At 45.7% G+C, this 19356-nt stretch carries 14 protein-coding genes; 3 read left to right on the plus strand and 11 right to left on the minus strand.

The features are described from left to right. Window positions 1-164: 164 nt before the first annotated feature. Complete coding sequence (locus AABA11_RS16080; RefSeq protein WP_338269446.1) at window positions 165-644, minus strand: PIN domain-containing protein; 480 nt, start codon at window positions 642-644, stop codon at window positions 165-167. Next, complete coding sequence (locus AABA11_RS16085) at window positions 645-1697, minus strand: helix-turn-helix domain-containing protein (protein ID WP_338269447.1); 1053 nt, start codon at window positions 1695-1697, stop codon at window positions 645-647. It lies immediately after the preceding gene. A gap of 555 nt (window positions 1698-2252) precedes the next feature. On the opposite strand from AABA11_RS16085, the gene AABA11_RS16090 reads away from it, so the two are divergent. Continuing rightward, entirely contained in the window at window positions 2253-3002 is a 750-nt protein-coding gene (locus AABA11_RS16090; RefSeq protein WP_338269448.1) for a hypothetical protein, read from the plus strand. 2 nt (window positions 3003-3004) lie between these two features. On the opposite strand, the gene AABA11_RS16095 is transcribed toward AABA11_RS16090, so the two are convergent. From AABA11_RS16095 to AABA11_RS16130, 8 genes are all read right to left on the minus strand, one after another. Next, window positions 3005-5743, minus strand: a complete 2739-nt coding sequence (locus AABA11_RS16095; protein ID WP_338269450.1) for a DEAD/DEAH box helicase — start codon at window positions 5741-5743, stop codon at window positions 3005-3007. A gap of 21 nt (window positions 5744-5764) precedes the next feature. After that, window positions 5765-7471 (minus strand): site-specific DNA-methyltransferase, encoded by a 1707-nt coding sequence (locus tag AABA11_RS16100; RefSeq protein WP_338269452.1) that lies wholly within the window; start codon window positions 7469-7471, stop codon window positions 5765-5767. Between the two features lie 57 nt (window positions 7472-7528). Next, the gene (locus tag AABA11_RS16105; protein WP_338269454.1) at window positions 7529-9364 is read right to left on the minus strand and encodes an AIPR family protein; all 1836 of its coding nucleotides are present in this window, start codon (window positions 9362-9364) and stop codon (window positions 7529-7531) included. A 17-nt stretch (window positions 9365-9381) separates the two neighbouring features. Then, window positions 9382-10311, minus strand: coding sequence for an Abi family protein (locus AABA11_RS16110; RefSeq protein WP_338269456.1), 930 nt, complete (start codon window positions 10309-10311; stop codon window positions 9382-9384). Window positions 10312-10468: 157 nt separating this feature from the next. Next, the gene (locus AABA11_RS16115) at window positions 10469-13363 is read right to left on the minus strand and encodes an SNF2-related protein (protein ID WP_338269459.1); all 2895 of its coding nucleotides are present in this window, start codon (window positions 13361-13363) and stop codon (window positions 10469-10471) included. Continuing rightward, window positions 13350-13550 carry a methylation-associated defense system helix-turn-helix domain-containing protein MAD1 gene (gene mads1 / locus AABA11_RS16120; protein WP_054113027.1) on the minus strand — a complete coding sequence of 67 codons (201 nt, stop codon included), beginning with the start codon at window positions 13548-13550 and terminating at the stop codon, window positions 13350-13352. The genes AABA11_RS16115 and mads1 overlap by 14 nt, the downstream gene beginning before the upstream one ends. Before the next feature lie 247 nt (window positions 13551-13797). Further along, window positions 13798-15540 carry a DUF927 domain-containing protein gene (locus AABA11_RS16125; RefSeq protein ID WP_338269462.1) on the minus strand — a complete coding sequence of 581 codons (1743 nt, stop codon included), beginning with the start codon at window positions 15538-15540 and terminating at the stop codon, window positions 13798-13800. Continuing rightward, complete coding sequence (locus AABA11_RS16130) at window positions 15527-15769, minus strand: helix-turn-helix transcriptional regulator (protein WP_007146785.1); 243 nt, start codon at window positions 15767-15769, stop codon at window positions 15527-15529. The genes AABA11_RS16125 and AABA11_RS16130 overlap by 14 nt, the downstream gene beginning before the upstream one ends. A 539-nt stretch (window positions 15770-16308) precedes the next feature. Between AABA11_RS16130 and AABA11_RS16135 the strand changes: the two genes are divergently transcribed. Continuing rightward, window positions 16309-16563 carry a helix-turn-helix domain-containing protein gene (locus AABA11_RS16135; RefSeq protein WP_338269469.1) on the plus strand — a complete coding sequence of 85 codons (255 nt, stop codon included), beginning with the start codon at window positions 16309-16311 and terminating at the stop codon, window positions 16561-16563. A 217-nt stretch (window positions 16564-16780) separates the two neighbouring features. Beyond that, entirely contained in the window at window positions 16781-18094 is a 1314-nt protein-coding gene (locus AABA11_RS16140) for an ATP-binding protein (protein ID WP_338269703.1), read from the plus strand. Between the two features lie 143 nt (window positions 18095-18237). Here AABA11_RS16140 and AABA11_RS16145 read toward each other — a convergent pair whose 3' ends face one another. Beyond that, a complete protein-coding gene (locus tag AABA11_RS16145) occupies window positions 18238-19356 on the minus strand; it encodes a hypothetical protein (protein ID WP_338269471.1) in 1119 nt (372 codons plus the stop codon).

Raw genomic sequence — 19356 nt, forward strand, 5'->3', positions numbered from 1 at the left:
TAATCACTTCTTGATATACAATTATAGATAAACCGTAACGCGCGCGCTCACTTACTGTGAGCAGATGGGACAATGGGGCAACACCAGATATGCCAAGCTTTATAGGGTGAATAAGAGGAATTTGAACCGCCCCAAGGAATGGGGCAATTGGGGCTATCCAAAGTTTATAATTGGGTTAAACGCTGTTTTGCAAGCGCCCAAGGTAAGCGACGACCTGCTTTTGCCATTTTATCGTAGGCAGCTTGAGCTTCTTCAACTGATAATACACCATGGGTGACGAGCTGCTCGACAACCCATAGCGTACCTTGAACTAATATCGCTTCTTTTTCCGCTGCTTTTCTAAGTGCCATATCCCCAGTTAGCAATGGACACTGTTCTTGTTTCGCCAGTGCAAGCGCAAAGCAATCGTTCATGCTAGGGCCAGCATACTTTTGCCTCAGTTCAAATGAGTACATCATAGACTCAGGGCTTAACTCACCCAACAACAAGCCTAACTTGAGTAAATAGCCATGTTGATCGCTTAACTCTTCGTGGAATAACACATCTGGCACTTTGAACTGGTAAGGCAAATTGAAAAAGACTTCTAATAATTGGCCTTCTTCGAGATCAATGAGAATATTGGCATCACTGACCAACAAATACATTTACACCGCCTCAGCCAACATTTGACGCTGCTTATGCAATGCCATCACTGACATCTGTAACAGCTCAGCGGCTTTCGATTCACTAACAATTCCCTCTGCCAATGCACGATAAACCAACTGCTCAAACAATAATGTCTGTTCTTGTGGATAAGGATTCCCAGGCTCTTGCTTGCGCCAACCGTTTTTTGAGAACTGTATAAATATTTGGCGTTTTTTCTCTTCGGTGATCACACCAAGGTCGGCACTGCGATACAAACAAGCTGCCATGCTTAAGCCATATTCGTGTTTCAGGAAATATAGCTCTTTGGGGTCTACGTTCGAACGTCGCTCTCCTAGATGCTGAAAAAGGCCCACTTCGGGCAATAAAAACGCAGAAGCAAAGCGGTTGCAGGCCATCTCTTCGTCAATGGATTCATCTAGTATGCCATGTAAAACAAGGTGGCCAAGTTCATGCGCCAATGTGAACCGCTGGCGGCAACCAGGCCAATGAGAAGACACAACAACAATTGGCTGCCCTGATATTTTGGCTTGTAACCCATCAAATTTATCGGCTTGGGGTACGTTACTGACAATCACCAGAATACCTTTAGACTCAAGCAAGTCGATTAAGTCTGGTAATGGATTCATACCCAACTGCCAATCAGTACGGACTTTGGTGGCAACCTGTTCTACTGCGTCTAAAGTGCTTACAACAGGAACATCGGGGTGGTAGTTAAAACTCGCTATCGGGAAGTTTGGCCATACATTTTTAAGTGCTAACCAGCGCTCAGCCTGGTCAACCACATCGGACTCAATCTTCTTTAGCAACTTAGCTGAAGCTGAGGCTTTTTTACGATACTCCACCTCACCCAAAGTCACCTGTGCTGGGCGAAAGAAGTATTCAGTACGAACCGACAACGCCGTCGCCAATTTAAGTAAAACTCCCGACGAAGGCATACTCTGGTCGTGCTCGTATTTTTTAACCATGTTGGCACTAATACCAACTTGCTTACCTAAGGCCTGCATCGACAGGCCAGCGGCTGCACGGGCTCGTTTTATGCGCTCTCCAATCATACAGACCTCTGGTTTATAAAAACTAAAATAATTTTAAAAATATAAACCAAGATGGCGTTTTTGTCGATTGGTTTTGCAGGGCAATCATTCGCGTGTTCGCAAACACACTTCCCCATGCCTTTACCCCCATACGCCAAAACCACTATCCGTTTGGCTTTTGGATCGAAACGCCAAACAGGGAAATTAACCCATTTACTGTTTGGCTTCTCGATTGAAATCCAACGCTGCTAAGCCTTGCCGGTACTGGCGAAAAGTAAGGTTTGGCATTTTTAGCACCCTAAACCAACCTCGAACCCAAAGTGCAAACCGTTTGATTTTTTAAACCCAGAATGCAAACGATCGTTTGGCGTCTCGATTTTTTTGCACTAGCCAAATGCCGCCAAACAGCGCCGTATTGGACTATGTATATCAAACAGTTAGCCGCACACAGGCCATCAGGAAAAACCGTTTTGACTGGTTAGTTTGATGGCCATTTCTTTCATCTAATTCACCACCGCGTCTGCACCCGACGACTGAAAATAGACGGCATGACGAACCAACAAGGTGATAAGTGACGTGTTATGGGCAAGTGGTAACGATTGGGATAGAGAATGGATACAGCAGGTAGTCGATTTACTGGTTGGGCATGGCGCGTTTACCCTCTACCCTGCATTAAGCCAGTGCGATAATGCAGCCGAACGCTTAACCCGCTGGCTGACCTTTCAGTTACCACGCGTTAAACAAGCGCATCCTGGCTGCCCCATTCACCAATGGCTAAACAGCATTGGTGCAAAAACGATCTTAGAAAAATGGCAGTACCCCGAGCAATGGCCAAACCTGTATTGGCTACCTTTACCTGAGGTTGATGGGCATGCGCAAGGCGGGTTAGTTCTGTTACCGGCACATTTGTTACCGGTATATGGGGATGACACGATTCAACCAAGAACATTACCAGCAAACACACTGGCCAACGCCTGTATTTTTTGGTGCATCACGCCTTTATCTAAAACAGGAAAGCGCGCTACCTTGCACCCCAAACAGCAAAATCGCGCCTTTTGCCTGCCCAGTTCGCCGGAGCAAATAGGGAAATCATGCACGGGGTTATTACTGCGAGGCTTGAAAAAAGAGCGCCAAAAACGAAACGCCAACATGATCAGCCACCAAATCAACCTAGCGCTGCTGCACCACCTTTGTGGACCGGAGAATGATGTGTGGTTGAAAGCGAGTTTTGGTGCCCTCAATAATGAGGGTACCAACAGCAAAATACTTGGCGAATGCTATTGTCTAAGCAAAGCGCCAAGCCTTAGCGGCACGAAAAGTTGTTAACCTTACTCAGCTTTAGCAAACTGCTGGGTGAAGTAAGCTAATGAATTAGCTTCTTTCACTGAATCATGCGGAATGAGTAAGTACTTCCAAGGCTTGCCACCGTGTTGCGCAAGGTATTCACTGGCATGACTGCACCATTTCACTCCGCTACGTGCTTTTTCGGTGACTTCCTCATTCCAACTGCCATCTTGGTTTTGATGTTGGGTACTTTTAGTTTCAATCATCAATACATAGTCAGCGGTTTCAGCAACGAAATCCGGCACGTATTCAGGGTGCTCACTACCGCGTTTGTAATACATCTTGAATTGGCCTTTGGCGGGCTTAAACCACTTCTCGCAGTCACGCTCCAAGATCACAGCAAAGCGGCGCTCAGTGTCTGAATCAAACTTTTGCAGCGGGTATAAACACCGGCTAAAGCCACCAAAGAGCATTTGCTTGATGCGACTGACATCACGCACGGTATCACGGTAGCTTTGCACCGGCTGGTCTTGCGCTATGGTGTAAGCGCAGTCACGTAAGGTGCTAAAGCCACTGCGTACATCTACGACGTACTCAGTTGCTTCTTCAAAGAAGTGGTTGTTCAGTTGCGCATGGATTAACTTTGCAATAGCATCACTTTGGTTTTGTAGAATGTTCTCAACCACCTCTTCCTCGTTTTCAGCCGCCAGTGTGTTAACTGCTTGAGTAGCTAAATCAAACAACAGTTCAGCTTGCTCGTCGTAAGGAATATCGTCGTAATCGAACAATTTCTTCAAAATATAGTTTTGTTTCACCGGCTCGTAGTTACCCGAATCGCCTTCGCCACGAATGGTTTGGTGATTGTCTTGCAGGCTTTGTTGAATAAGCGTTCTATCAATTGGTTTTAAACCTTTAATGGCAGCAATGTCCAAATCAAACGGGTGATAGCCGGTACGCACTTCACCTGATGGTGAAACAATAATACGCGGAATATCTATGGTGTTATCCACCGTGAGCTTGGTGACTTGCTCAACAATCGCCGCAATATCTACCGATTCTTCAGTAAATAGCTCCCGTTGCTCTTGGGTTAACTGAGCTTTTACTTGTTCGGTGATCTGTGCTTTTACCTCAGTCGTTAACAGCGCTTTGCTGGTTGGCGCATCGGTAGGGCGTGTTTGATATTGCTTAATCACATCCAATGCGGCGCGGGCAACGGTTTGTTGGTTTGGCGTGGTATAAGTAGCTTTAGCTTCTTGCACCTCACGGTTACCGTCTGCACCGGTTGCGGTTACGCCGGAACCAGTAAGTTGCTGCTCTAGGTTCGATTTCACCTGCACACTTTGTTTGGTTACATCGTCTTCTGGGCGATCTAATACGCGTGTTTTCAGGCGCAGTGGGTTATTCGGGTCGTTAGCCTCATCAACAATCTCTTGGAACTTGTCGTGCGCAACAATACTCAGCGTATCAACGGCTTCAACACCAGTGCGTTTGCCATAAGGTAAACGTAAACCACGGCCAATTGATTGTTCAATTAGGGTTCTAGCGTTGGCGGCACGTAGCGGTACGATAGTGTACAGGTTAGTCACGTCCCAGCCTTCTTTAAGCATATTAACGTGAATAACAATTTCAGTGGGTTCATCCACATGCTCAACATTAAGCAGTGCTTGAATGGTTTCTTCTTCTTTTTTGCTGCTATCAACCTGAATTACTTTACCGCGATAGCGCCCTTCAAATACGCTTTCAAGCTTAGTTAGCAGCTCTGCGGCATGGGTGGTATCACGGGCAATCACTAACATAAACGGCTTAACTAACTTGGCATCGTTTTCATGTGCATAAGTGGTTAAATCCACCTTGGTTTGCTCATGCAGGCGAATACCGTCCATTAACTTAATGGTTTCTAGTTCGTCTTTATCATATTGGCTGGCATCAAAGTTACGCTGCGTAACGACAGCAGGCTCTTTTACAAAACCATCATCCATGGCACAGGCTAGTGGGTAGTCAATTACCACATTTTTAAAGTGCACTGGGCCGCGGCTTGATTCTGTAAATGGTGTTGCTGTAAGTTCTAATGCGAATAACGGATTAAGCTCGTTAAGCGCACGCATACCGGCATCGGCACGATAACGGTGCGATTCGTCCATTAACAGTACTAAGTCAGGTAAGTTCGATAAGTACTCAAAGTAGCTCTCGCCTAGGGTTTCGGCCAAGCGTTTAATACGCGGTGCCTTGCCGCCGCGCACCTCGGTATTAATTTTAGCAATGTTAAACACATTAATTCGTACCGAACCAAATAGGTCATTTTGTACCTGAGCGCCACGGCTTTCATAGTTGTCACCGGTGATCACTTCTGGTGGTGCCAGCACAAAATCGGTAATGCCTTTAAATACGTATTTAGGCGAAGCGGGCGAAAAATCGCTGATCAGCTTTTCATAAATGGTCAGGTTAGGGGCCAACACAAAATAATTGCGAATGCCATGTACCTGATACAAATAGGTAATAAACGCCCCCATCAAACGGGTTTTACCTACACCCGTTGCCAAGGCAAAACACAGTGAGGGAAAGTCGCGTTCAAAATCACTGAGTTTAGGAAACTGCGCTTTTAATGTTTCTAATAATTCTGGCACATCGCGTTTTGGGTTCAGTAATTTGTGTTCAGAAGTACTAATCGCCACCGCCAACGCACGTAGCGAGTCTTGCTGCGGCTGGCGTAAACTTAAACGGCCAATAACATTGTTGATGGCGCGTAATTGGTCAGGTTTTAAGCTTGATAAATCCATGGTCATTATAATTATCCTTGTTAACCGTTAATTTTGCACTGCATCGTCATCGACAGACACATCGTCTGTTAAATTAGCCACGTTTAACGAATAATCGTCCTGACCAAATTGGCACTTATCTAAAATGGCTTTTGGCAGTTTTTTCAAGGTTAAATTGGCAAAGCGGCCTGCTTCGCAGCGAAATGCGCCACACATCACCAATAAAGTTCGGTCACTGCCCACTTCCTCAGAAAGTGCTTCTAATTTATCTACCGATAAGCTTTGTGTGGTGACATAAATATGATCGGTCTCGGTTGAGTAACCATGATCCCACCAATCCACTTCTGAAGGCGCATAGGTAAATCCTTCCAGCTTGCAAACCGCTTCGGCGAGCATTTCCGGGTTGTACTCTTTATTGATCACTTCTAAACCAAATTTGTCTTTCACAATTAAAGACGGCGCAAGTTTGTAATAACGGAAACCGCCACCACCTTGCCAGTTTACAGCTTTAGAAATACCACCTTGATCGTCACCATCAATCACTTTTTGTAAGCGCGGGATAATATGGGTATGGCAATGATCACCTAACTCAACCATAATCCAACGGCGACCCATTTTATGGGCAACGGCACCAGTTGTGCCTGAACCAGCGAAGGAGTCCAGTACAATATCCCCTGGCTTTGTTGTCATCTCAATACAGCGCTTAATAAGCTTCTCTGGCTTTTTTCCATTTTTAAACGTTACGTCACCTTCTCTCGCAATACCATTCCATGGAATATCTAGCCATAAATTTGTTAGAGGCTTCGCAGGGACAAGCTCACCTTCAACTTCCTTCATTTTGTTTGAGTAAAAATAGATCTGGCGTCCGTTCAGAATATAAACATCATCGTAGTCATCTCGGGGAAATTTATATACAACTCCAGGATTAGACTTAGACTCATCCCGCATTTCAACTATTGCTCTTCCCGCAGCATTACTTATAGCAGTTGCTTGGTAGACTGAATCCGAGTTTTTGTTTGCAAATTCAGCGACCAATACTTCAAAATCCAGCTTACCTATGGCCTTTCTTGCTGCTCTGGCATCCTCATATCCATGATTTTGGGCAACTATCTCGACTAGAGAGCAGCTTTCCCAATCAGAATAATTCTCTTCAATATTTTTGATATATTTACCATAAGATGCGTCGTATTCAGCTTTTATATATTGTTGCTCGTATTGATAACTCTGCCTATCTCGGCAGTACATAAGAATATATTCGGTTTGAGAATATGGAGAAGGGTTAACAGTTTTGTGGCCAGATGGGTCTGATGTTTTAACTACCATCATATTAAGGAAGTTTCTTCTTTCAAATACTTCGTCCATTAAAATACGAAGATAAGCCATTTCTTTATCATCTATTTGAACGAAAATAACTCCCTCTTTATGCAAAAGAGATCTTAGTATTAGCATCCTGTCTTTCATCAAAGACAACCACGTTGAGTGCTCTAATCCATCATCATAATGCTCGAACGCTGCGCCAGTATTATACGGAGGGTCTATATAAATACACTTTACCTGACCAGCATACTCTTGCTCTAACGCTTTTAACGCCAAGAGGTTGTCGCCAAAAATCAGCTTGTTATCAAAAATATCGTTGCCGGTGACTTTTTGGCTGGCGTGATAAGACTTGCTTGGGTCTTCTAATAAAATGCGCGGCTCTAACTTTTTGCGCTCGTTTTTGCCTATCCAGGTCAGTTCTAATTTGGTTTTGCTCATGTGTTCTATGCTCTTATTTTGTGTTCGTTACTTAGCGTTTTTATTCCAGCGCAATCGCTACGCTGGCTGTACTTGGCGATTACTCGCTTGAGCGTTTTGCCTTTGCTGGCGCTGCGCTTGCTCGGCTAAGTAACTGAATAAATTCTGGTTGTGTGGGTCATTCGCTTGAAGGCGTTCTTGTTTTGCTAACACTGCCGGGCTTTCTGCCAAGTTTAAATAGCTGATCCACACCGTTTGCATTAAACGTGCGGTATCGCCTAAGCGTTTGAAGTACGCGTGTGGTGCACTGCCTAATGCTAATGTCGTAAAACTATCAAAAAATTGCTGTCGAAGCTCATCAAAGGTACGGCTGATTAAGCGTTCAAATTCAGCTGGCTCGGTAATTTCTGGGGCAGTAATAGCGCTTTTAAACTGCGCCATTACTAGCGTAGTTATGCAGTAGGTAAAATGGCGATAGACCAATTTTTCTGGGCTTGGGTTACTGCGCTCCGCGGCAGTGCATAAGCCTTGTATCGCCAAGTAGCAATTCACCGCGTTAATGGCGACAGCGCCTTGCAAATCTGCACTAAAAATGGCTTGGTACTCGGCACTTTCTTGGTTAGTAAATCTGCTTGGCTCTGCCTTTAACTGATAAGGCACACGTACATCACCTTGCATACAAGCCAATGCTTTTGCCAAGGTGTCGATAGTGATGCTGCGAATACCCACTGCTGCGCTTTGTTGTGGGCGATAGAGGTATTCGACACCGAACATTTTCATCTCTTGGCGTAAACGTTCTTGGGTATCGTCCAGCGCTGCAAAGTTGGCTAAATCAACCGGGTTTTGTAGGTTACGCGCTTTGGTTACTTGTTTGTGAAATGCATCGTTACCCGTGTTAATAATGGTTACCATCACTTGGGCTTGGCTAATATCAGCCTCTGGATTTTCACGCATAAACTGCGCAGCACTGGCGATGGTTTGTGCTCCGTTAACGACAGATAGGCCTAGTATCTGAATGTTTCGTGGGCCACCTTTGTTCTGCAGGCGCTTGGGTTCTACATGGTTTCCCACCATTGTGATGCCATTGTTTAAAAAGAAAAAATCTTGTGGGTTAGCCAGTAGTGTTTGCTTGATAGCGCTGTTGACCCCACGACGCCCAGCACCAATGAAATAGCGAATATTTTTCTCGTAAAGTGCTTTGCCATGCTTATTGTGTAAACTGACTAGATCATTCACTTTGGCTACACCAAACACAGCATTTCGAGGCTCGTTGGTCGTTGTGCATTTATAAACAGCTACTTTTTCATTTACTGCAGAGATAGCTTGCTCTGCACGCAAAGCTTCTTCAACATCCTGTGCGGAAAACTCATCAACCTGCACTTGTAATTGCGCTTCACCGCGCTCAACTAATGCAGCAAGCTTGCGTTGCATTTCATTGTTTGCTGTGCCCGCTATACCACTCCCAGTGTATGCAATCAGCACTTGTATGCTATCGCACTCATCTAGCGCGTTTTCTATATAGTCACGGCGATTATTGAAGTTTTGGTTAAAGGCTTGAAAGTTCTTATCTAATAATAACTCAACCCCTGTCGTCAGGGACTGCGCTTCAGGCAGGAGAAATTGCTCACGTGATTTAAACTTTGATTGCACGATAAATAAAGTTCGTGAGCCTTCTTCAAAGTAAATCGCGTCTATGCCTTGATCGTTGTAGTCGTCTAACACGGATTGCGCAGCTAACTTTGCATCAATGCCAAAACGTGTTTGCAGTACATAAGCGCTGAACGCACGTGCAATTTGTTTTTCAGGTAAGTCTTCTCGTCCGCCTTGCCCAAGCAATGGCGGTAAATGCGGAACAAAACGCTGCTGAAGCAGTTCTTTTAGGGGTGCAAGAAATTGTGGTTGTAATGCTGCCAAGTGAGTTGTCCTTATTTTTATTGCCAAATTTGCCGCGCTCGCCAGTCGGCTGGAAAGCCCATGCGGTCAATGTCTATTTGGTGATGGTTAATCAATTGGATGAGTCGTTGCTTCCAGTGGTGTTCACCACTGATCACATCCATGAGGTAACCCAACATTACCAAGGTGTTATAAATTTTTCGCAAACGCCGGTCGCTATCGGGCAGGTTTTGCAAGCTTTGAATCAGTGCCAGTTCACCATGGCGTGGCAGTACCGTGGTTTTAATAAAATCACGATTCCACAGCCTAGAATGGTGGGCACTTAAATTACGCACTAGCGACAAATGTTCACAGAATGAGGTAAGGGTTTTTTCATCTAGGCCGTAGCTTTTACTTATTACTTGGCGGTCAGCACGCAGCTTGATATTGCTGTACCAACGGGAAAGTTGCCCCATGGTTAACAGCTCAACACAGGCCCAAATAGGCGGTAGTGGCTCTTGGTATTTTTGCGTAAGGTGTTTAATAAACTCTTCGCGACTGCGCTTTACCTCACCCGTGAGTTTGCCAAGGCTGCTGGCGTATTCTAATAAGTCACCAAAAAGCTCTGGTTTTAAATGAGGGTGCGCCGTTTGGTATTTTTGGCTCAACTGATACGCAATTTGTGTGCGCAATGACACCTCAAAACGTTCTATGGCATCTAGCACCAACAAACGTAGCTCACGGTCGAACACATATAGGTTTAGGATTTGTTCAAACTGGGTGCCTGCGATAAACGTATGGTTGGCGTGATCTTGCTCATAAGGCAAACAATAAGCCGCAAACCGATAGTAATTGAGCTGTGCCAGATAAAACTCGGCTTTGGGGACATCACTGATCACTAGGCCACGTTGTTGCAACAAGCGTACTTGATCGCTAAAGCTTGTAGGGGGCTTGGTAAAAGCGACTTTAGGGACTGGTTTGCGGCTCATTTGACCTCCCATGCAACAGAAGATCGAATTTTGCGGGCCCCAGAAACGAGTAACCCCTCACAGGGCGCTGATCTGACGGGTAGCGGGAGGGGTGTTGTTGCAGTGATCATAGCCCCAAACTGAAAAAAGTCAATGCTGGCGTTGAAATTGATTGTCATCATTGAACCGTCCACCCAATGGTAAATAGGGTCTCTTGGTTGGTTTTTTTATTCAGTTTTCCTTCTAGGCTTTCGATTAACTGTTCGCGCTTTTCGTCCACTTCATCTTGTTTATCAAACAGTTCTCGGCGGCTTTTATTGCGCTGACTTTCTAACTGGCGCTGCTGTTTTTGCAGAGCAAGTTTCTCTTCTAGGGTTGGGGCTATTTTGGCTTCGCGACGTACTTGCTTGATTTGCTTATCAAGCTCTTTTATAGATTGTTCAAGCCCTTCTTTTAAATCGTCTGCCCATGAGTCTAACTTGTTCACCTCTTGTTCGAAGAAGCTGAGATTGCGATCGTTAACTTGCTTTTCGATGCTAAGTCTCGACTGCTGTAACGCTTGCTGCAGCGCATTTTGATGGCCAGGATATAAGGCGGCAAGTTCTTGTTCACTGACTTCACTTTGCACACAGGCACTGAGCTGCATCAGTTTTTGCACGACTTCGCTTGGTAGCAAGTTGCCATGTTCGTCTTGCGCGGCGAACAGTAAATGGTCCTCGCTACGCTCTAATGATTCGACACTGAATTTTTGCAGGCTTAGTACACCTGACGAACCCACTAAGGGTTCTAGCATACTGATTTTTGTTTGGTGGTTGCTGTAATCAAAAATTACGCTGGCAATAGGTAATTCACGTTGAAGCGCATTGCCGATCACCCATTCACCCAGCGGGTGGGTGATACGATATACATGGGCATTGGCTAGTTTACCAGTTTCAATACTGCCGCTTTGCTGTCCTCGGCGTACAAGTTGGTAGATACCCGCAGGAGCCTGATTGATGCTCTGATTAAGCGTAAAACTATGATTGCCTGGGTCGATATCTGCGATAGCAGCAAGCTCATGCGTACTGAGTTGCCAGAACCAACGGCCTACTTTATCGAGGCGTTGCTGCGCGGCATCAAGCTGAATTTTGAGTAAATCGTGAATATCTTCATCGAAGTTTTCCAACAGGAGCTGCTGGGTCTCACGCATTTTTTGGTTAATGTCGGCTTCTAGTTCTTTTTGCAGTTGATCAAACGCTGCTTCTATTTCTGCCGGTTGTCGACAAGTCTCGTATATATTTTGGATGCGTTTTTCAAAATCAATACCAGATTCGATACTGCCTAGCACATCGTCCGATGCACCAAACACGCCATCGAACAGATGGAATTTTTCGGTCAGTAACTCTAAAACGCGCTGATCGGCTTTGTTGGCTTCGTTGAGGAAGTTAATCACCACAACATCAAATTGCTGTCCATAGCGGTGACAACGGCCAATACGTTGCTCTACCCGTTGTGGGTTCCATGGTAAGTCATAGTTAATCAGTAACGAACAGAACTGTAAGTTAACCCCTTCTGCAGCCGCTTCGGTTGCGATCATAACTTCGGCATGATGGCGGAAGTAATCAATTAGGGCGGTACGGCGGTCAATTTGCGGTGAACCACTGACTTTATCGCTACCTTGGTTTTCAGCTAACCACTGCTGATAAACTTTGGTTGCTTCTGGATGGTTATTGCTGCCACTAAAGGTGACTAATTTATCAGCAAAGCCATTCGCTTCGAGGAAGCGAGCTAGGTATTCTTGCGTGCGTTTCGATTCAGTAAAAATAATGACTTTGCGTGGCGCACCCATCTCCTCCATTTTGGAAAAACCCTGATTAAGCGCTGTTAGCAAGGCTTGGGTTTTACTGTCGGTGGTAATGGATTTAGCTTGCTCGATATAATGCCCAAGCTCGGCTATTTCAGCATTGAGTAACTCAAAGTCAATATCACTCTCAGGGGTATTGCTTTGTGTTTCTTCAACATACTCGCTGTACTCTTCTCCTAAATCATCACTTTCAACAAGCTCACTGATAATATCGAGATCCGATTTAGCCTGTACTTTCAAGTCAACCAATCGGCGCTTTATGGTTTCGAGTGTGTTAAGCACTGCGTGCGAACTAGATGCTAATAGCTTTCTTAGTATAAGGCCGGTTAAATGACGTTGGCTCTTTGGTAGAGCATAGCTCTCGTCCTTTTCTAATAAGGCACTAATACCTTCGTAAAGCGCCATTTCAGCACTAGAGGGTGTAAAAGGTACGGTGAGTGTTTGACGTTGGGTATAGGGGACATATTCGAGTACATCTTTTCGCAAGGTACGCTGAATAAACCCGGTAAGTCGTTTCTTTAAATGCCCTAGTGCATTTTCGTTATTGACAAAGTGTTGTTTGAAGCTTCGCTCATCGCCGAAGATTTGATCGTCGATGATGGTTGAAAGCCCATACAATTCCATGAGCGAGTTTTGTAAAGGTGTGGCGGTAAGTAATAGCTTTTTACTGCCATCTAATGCTCGGCGTAGCGTTTGCCCCATTTTATTGCTGCTACGATGCGCATTGCGTAGTTTGTGCGCTTCGTCGATGACTACAATATCCCACGGTTCTAGCATTAGCTGCGTTTCCATTCGGGCAGCATAGTGATAAGACATAATAGAAACGCAGTGATTAGCTAGCGGGTTAGTTTGACCATTGTTAACACTATTGCGCCACGTTTTTGCATCAAGCACTTGCGTTGGCAAGTTAAACTTATCGCCCAATTCCTGCGCCCACTGGCGTCTCAATGACGCTGGGCAGACAATTAATATGCGACGTTTACGCTCTGCCCAATATTGTGACAGCACTAAGCCTGCTTCAATGGTTTTCCCTAAGCCCACTTCATCGGCTAGAACAACACCTTTACTAAGAGGATTATTCAAAGCAAAAAGTGCCGCATGAATTTGGTGCGGATTAAGATCAACACTGGCATCAAAAAGGGATTGAGACAGTTTATCGACGCCATTTTCAGCATGACGAATGGTTAATTCCTGCGCAAAGTATTTTGCTTGATAATCAGTTATTACCATCCAACACCCCTTTTCCTTGAGCTGCTTGCGTACTGATCCATTCTTCGAGGTCGGATTGTTTAAAGCGCCAGGCATTTCCAACTTTAAAAGCAGGAATTTTATGTGCTGCTGCTAGCCGGTAAACAGTTCTCTCGTTTACCTTTAAATACTCAGCTACTTCTTTAATTGTCAGAACGGTATCAGTCATTTTCACTCGGTCACTTTGAAAAGTGCGTCAATTATCTAATGCGAGTGTCAAAATAGTACAAATAAGTACATGAATCAATCTTATTCGGCACTTACCGGAGCTCCTTGGCTTTAATCCTCATCAATTTTAGGTACACAACCAGTACACTAGCGGTATTGTCCGCCTCAGACTTTATACCTCGCCCAGCTCTTGGGTTGACTGGCGGTGCACGGCAAGGCGACAAGCCCTCACAGGATTCATCGCCTTTTTAGTCATCCAAGATGCTGCCTTTCACGCAGTACATACGTGGGCGGGTGTTGTCGGGCAGGCTGACTTTGCGCTGTGGGCGGTTGCCATCGGGGATTAGGTAGCCTGAGGCCATCAGTGCTTTAGCGGCGCGATCTGGGCTGAGGCCTTCGGTGGCTTCACGCCAGCCAGTTGGGTAAAACAGGTAGAGGGTTTGTGGGCCAGTAGTATCAAGCCAACCTGCACGCTGGCGTACTTGACTGCTGTAACCGATTTGTTTAGGTGTAAAGCGGCTTTCGCCATGCTGCTCAATAAAGCTGCGCACCTGGCGAATGGCTTGTTGGTCTTCATTAGCAGCCACACCACCGCGGGCGAGTATCCATTGGTTAAGCTGGCTTAAACAGGCTGCTTCGACACTTTGAGCTGGCCAATCGAGTACTTTGGCTTGAATGGCTAACAGGCTTGCGCTGGCCAGTAAGGCAAATTTTTCGGCAACTCGGCGCACTTGGCCGTCTGCTTCAGGTGGCAAGCTGGTTAAAAAGCGTTGGCGTACGTTTTGGAAAACGGGTCGCACCTGCGCACTGTGCTGCGTTAAATACCGTAACCAGTCCAAGGCCAAACTGCCGTAATGTTGGCGACTTTGCTGTTTTAGGTGATCGGCTAAATCGGCGGCGTTCATACCATGACTATGGTTAAACACGCCCATTTGCGCTCCAGCATCGGCACTGAGATCAATCACGCGCACTTGCTGCCCTGCTTTTACACGCTTGCCGATACTGGCAAGATGGCTTTCGAGCGTCACTTCACCAGTAGATAAAAACACCAAACGCCAACGCGCGGGTAAGCGCATTTCACCGTATTTGCCTGCACGGGTTTTACCTTGGCCATTGGCAAGCATATAAGCGACATCGCCTGCCTCTTTTGGGTCAACTTCGCCCATTTCATCGAGCGCCAGCAAAGCATCGTTATGCGCTAACGCTGTGCCTTCTAAACCGTTGGCCGTGGCGCGCCAACTGTGGCGCAGCTGATTAGGCTCGCCCCACACCGATAATGCCGGATACAACGCTGCGGTTTTACCAGTACTGCTGGCACCATAGAGGTGTAAACCAAAACCATCCACCCCACACAAGTGCAACAAAGGTGCAGCCAGTGCAGCACAAACGCCAACAATTAATAGCGGGTTATCCAGACAATAACAGCCAACGTGCTGCCGCCAACTGTCGCTACTGCCTTGTTGAATAAAGCCTTCTATCGGGTGCATGGTTTGCAGCACCATGCGCGGGTTATTGCTGTGTTCGCTTGGGTAAAAGGTGAGGCGCGGATGCACATAAGCGTGATGATGCCAGCCAATGCAGTTCACGCTAATGGCCTTTTGCGTGGCCAGTTCGCCCATTTGTTGAATAAACAGCGAGAGCAACTGCCGCGCTTTGACGCTGTTGCTTAGGCGCATGCCTCGGCTGAGTAATATCCGGCGGTACTCGCTGCCGTCTCCGGCTAAGAGTTCTGCGGGCATGGCCCAATAGCGATGGCGATTGTCATCGTCTAACCAGTGCAATAAATAGCCGTAGTTCTCCCCTTGCGGATCGCGGGTGCGGGCGGCCACTTGCAGCCAAGAGCAGATTTTAACTGGGCTATCTTGCCCTGCTGGTTGCATCACCAGCCAGTTTTGCGCGTTATAGGCAAAACCAGCCGGTAATGTTGGCATGTTGTTATTCATCTCACTTGCAGGTAACGGGGTTGATGCTGATGGTTTATCCGCGGCCATAAGCAGCACCGATACGGCGGGTTTCAATCCACTGGTCGATATCGCTTTCTAACCAGCCCACCGCACGCGCGCCAATACGAATGGAACGGGGAAATTCACCGTTGGCCATCAAGGCATAAATGGTGCTGCGGCCAAAGCCTGTTTTGGCCTTTACCTCGGGCAAGCGCAAAATCCGCTGCTGACGCGCTGGGTGTGTTGATGTGGTGGATGATTGTGTAGTTGGGTTCATCGTTTGCTTCCTCACTGATCTGTTAAGTTCAGTTAGGAGTTTGCCAGTACTAAACGGACGCAGTAGGCAGATAAATGCCCAGATCGTGCAGCTTTCTGAGGGTACAAGTAGCTACTTGCCCCAGTTTGTAGATAGTGCCCAAAACAATAAATGCTCTGTGGGCAGAGTTAGTGCGTGGCTAAGTGGCGTGAACTAAGGCTTTGCCCAAACTGCCCCAAAAGCCCAAGGGATGGCGTACTGCTTTGAAGTTTCCTACTCAAAACTCGGTTTTGGTGAGTCGTATGGATGGAGTGTTTATATGTCGAGTGTATCGACACACAAGAAAGACATGTCGAAAAAACAGTAAAAAATCGACATGACCAGTTCAGATCTTGGCTCACTTTACTTCGAGAGATTGGCAATTTATTGCTTTACAACTTGAAGATAAAAGTGAAACTATAATTTCACTAAATTAATATTTAAGAAAATATAGTTTCACTATGGATACTGTCGAGCCAAAATCAAAACGCACTGCGGTCATATTCCCTAGACAAAGGAAGATGTTAAACATCTTGGGAGAAAACTTAACATTGGCGATGAAGAGACGCGGCATTACTCAAGAAATGATGCATAGTAGGACAGGGGTTTCTAAGCCAACACTACGTAAAATATCAAAAGGTGATCCTTCCGTTTCACTTGGTCACTACGTTAAGGTTTTGGCAGTCCTAGGCTTGTTAGACGACCTAACCAAGGTTGCCCGTGATGACGAGCTGGGAAGAAAGCTGCAAGACATCCAATTGCTGAATAAAAAATAAGTGCAGCAGTAGCCCATATCCACATGACTAAAACTTGGCCAGCAAGGTCAGCTTCAGAGAAGAAAGATAGCTATTAAAGGGCTGTTTTATACTCAATAAGAACCAAATTACACTTTTATGCGCATAAAAATGTATAATTCCACACTTTTCTGCGCGTTAAAGTGTAGACTGAGTTATACTACAGGCAGTTAACAGTCTTAATTGGCGGGAAATGACAATGCAGCGCAACTTACTAAACGCCCTAATAGCATGGAAAAATCAACCGGTGCGCAAGCCATTATTGATCGATGGTGCAAGACAAACAGGTAAAACCTATCTGCTACAAGAGATATTTGGGAACACCTTTGCCAACATCCTTCGTATCGACTTCCTTGAAAACCCTGCCTACAAAGAAGCGTTCGATGGCTCTCTGTCACCTGACGAGCTAGTAATGAACATTGAGTTGTTAACCAACCAAGCGTTCAACCCAGAAACCGATCTGCTGATATTAGATGAAATTGGCGAATGTGAACGTGCCGTTACCTCACTAAAGTACTTTGCTGAAAAAGCACCGTCCTATTTTGTCGCTGCCAGCGGCTCGAATATTGGTTTGCTCAACACCTTCCCTGTGGGCAAGGTAGAACAATACAATTTACGACCACTGACCTTCCAAGAATTTATTTACGCATCCAACGAGCAAGCGCTGATCAAAGCGTTTGATAGTCAAGCAAGCACACCGGCAGTACACACCAAATTGATGGACAAACTCACTGACTACTTTTTTACTGGTGGTATGCCGGAAGCCGTTTCTGCTTGGTATCAGTATAAGGATTCAAGCATTCTAGAGCGTGTTGAAAAAGTCACAAAAATTCATGCCGATTTAGTGGAAGGTTATCGCCGCGATTTTGGTAAGTACGCGGGCAAGGTCGACGCCACACTGATTGAATCGGTATTTAATAGCATTCCAGCCCAGCTATCACTTGTCAGCGATGAGTCGGTTAAACGCTTTAAATTTAAGCATGTGCATGAGCGTAAATCTCGTTATAGCGATTTTGAAACCGCGATCCATTGGCTTAACTGCTGCCGCTTAGCTTTGCCAAACTACCCTATTGAAGGATTGCCGAAATCTCCGTTAGCGGCCTATAAAAAAGAAAATATGGTGAAACTGTTTCTGTTTGATGTGGGCCTGCTTAATCATATGCTCGGCAGCAGTTATAAAGAAATTAAGCAACAAAACTATGAATACAAAGGTTATGTGGCTGAAAACTTTGTGCAACAAGAGCTCACTGCCATTGGCGTTGACCCAAGCTATTCATGGAATGACGCCCGCGCCGAAATCGAATTTATTTTGGCGACCGATGAAGGCGATATCGTCCCTGTAGAGGTCAAAAGTGGTAAACGTACAAGAGCAAAATCGTTGGCATCCTACGTTGAAAAATGTACTCCAAGTAAAACCTTTAAGTTAACGGGTACACAAGGCTCATCCGCATTAGAGCAAACCAATATCGTGATGCCTTTGTATTTCACGCAGTATTTACCACAGAGATGGTAAAAGCGCGTTGCTTAGACCCCGAGGTCTACACAAAGTGACTTCATAGGTAACAATTTGTAGACCTTTGGTGGGCTTACAACCTTTCAACCAACCCTCAATCGGTTTTTTGCTAACGTCATTTGGCCAGCCTATCGCCTCATCGTTTAAAGCAAATCACTCAAGCGATTTAACAGTGCTTTACGGCTATTATTCGCCACAACAAAGCGCTTAAAACGTTGTTCGAACACCGCTTCATCCGCTTTGAACTGATAGGCCTCACAAAGCTGATGCAAATAGCGTGATGCCGCATCATAACCACTGGCGCAAGTTCGATCCGCTTGCTCTTGTGCTTGCTGCCAGTAGTGCTCACGCCGATTGTAAACATCCGTCAACGCTTTTTCTTTTTCTGCTTTTTCGATGGCTAATTTTTTTGCGAGTGCTGCGGCTTGCTCTTGCTGTAATTGACTTTGCGCTTGCTCAATGAAAGGAGAAATGACGGCGGAGGTTAACCAGTATTGATAGATCTCGTCTGTGTTGACAGGTTCTTTTCGCGTCAGCGCTAAGGCTTGGTGACGGGTTAGCTGGCCTTGCTCAAACAACGTGCGTAATAGCGTGTCTTTCTCTGCTTGCGAGAGATTATGGATCCACGCATCAAGCGTAAGCTGAGTTTGTTTGGCTTGGTGACTGGGTTGTTCGCTCAGCACCATGGCGAGCGCCTTAACCAATGCTAAGGGAATATCATACAGCGCAGCAAACGCCTGCTCCTCTTCACTGAGGTGCTCAAAATCGAATTGAATTAACGGCACTCGCTCAACACCATCATTAAAATCAAACGCTTTGAGCCACATAAAGTACACAAGGCGCCAATCCCCTTGCATTAACCCGCCGCGTAAAGCGGCTAAATGCTGGAAAAAGTCGTCAGCATGCTCATCGTCAAAATACTCATCATACTCCTCAAGGGAAAAAATCAGCAACTGCCACTCATCGTTTTCGTGAACATGAAGTCCATCACTTGAAAAGCCAAGTAACGCATCTGGAAGCGTTCCTGCTGGTAGCTTGATGTAGGCATCGATTGAGCCCCAATCGGCATAGTAAAAACCGATATCAAAGTATTTTAACATCAGCTCAAAAGGCTCTGCCTTTAAGTCACTGTAGGTGTAATACACCTGAAAGGACGTAGCGCTGATCTCGGCACGGCTTGAAATGGCCCTGAGTGCTTGACGTGCTTTAGCATCTAAATACCCATCCAGACGCTCAAATTTATAGTATTGATATTCGCTCAC

Origin of the sequence: Marinomonas pontica (assembly GCF_036322735.1) — a bacterium.
Lineage (GTDB): Bacteria > Pseudomonadota > Gammaproteobacteria > Pseudomonadales > Marinomonadaceae > Marinomonas > Marinomonas pontica.

Bases quoted from the DNA above. Each gene is read 5' to 3' on its own strand.
- AABA11_RS16080 (WP_338269446.1), bottom strand. From the start codon at position 644: ATGTATTTGTTGGTCAGTGATGCCAATATTCTCATTGATCTCGAAGAA.
- AABA11_RS16085 (WP_338269447.1), bottom strand. From the start codon at position 1,697: ATGATTGGAGAGCGCATAAAACGAGCCCGTGCAGCCGCTGGCCTGTCG.
- AABA11_RS16095 (WP_338269450.1), bottom strand. From the start codon at position 5,743: ATGACCATGGATTTATCAAGCTTAAAACCTGACCAATTACGCGCCATC.
- AABA11_RS16100 (WP_338269452.1), bottom strand. From the start codon at position 7,471: ATGAGCAAAACCAAATTAGAACTGACCTGGATAGGCAAAAACGAGCGC.
- AABA11_RS16110 (WP_338269456.1), bottom strand. From the start codon at position 10,311: ATGAGCCGCAAACCAGTCCCTAAAGTCGCTTTTACCAAGCCCCCTACA.
- AABA11_RS16115 (WP_338269459.1), bottom strand. From the start codon at position 13,363: ATGGTAATAACTGATTATCAAGCAAAATACTTTGCGCAGGAATTAACC.
- mads1 (WP_054113027.1), bottom strand. From the start codon at position 13,550: ATGACTGATACCGTTCTGACAATTAAAGAAGTAGCTGAGTATTTAAAG.
- AABA11_RS16125 (WP_338269462.1), bottom strand. From the start codon at position 15,540: ATGGCCGCGGATAAACCATCAGCATCAACCCCGTTACCTGCAAGTGAG.
- AABA11_RS16130 (WP_007146785.1), bottom strand. From the start codon at position 15,769: ATGAACCCAACTACACAATCATCCACCACATCAACACACCCAGCGCGT.
- AABA11_RS16135 (WP_338269469.1), top strand. From the start codon at position 16,309: ATGTTAAACATCTTGGGAGAAAACTTAACATTGGCGATGAAGAGACGC.
- AABA11_RS16140 (WP_338269703.1), top strand. From the start codon at position 16,781: ATGCAGCGCAACTTACTAAACGCCCTAATAGCATGGAAAAATCAACCG.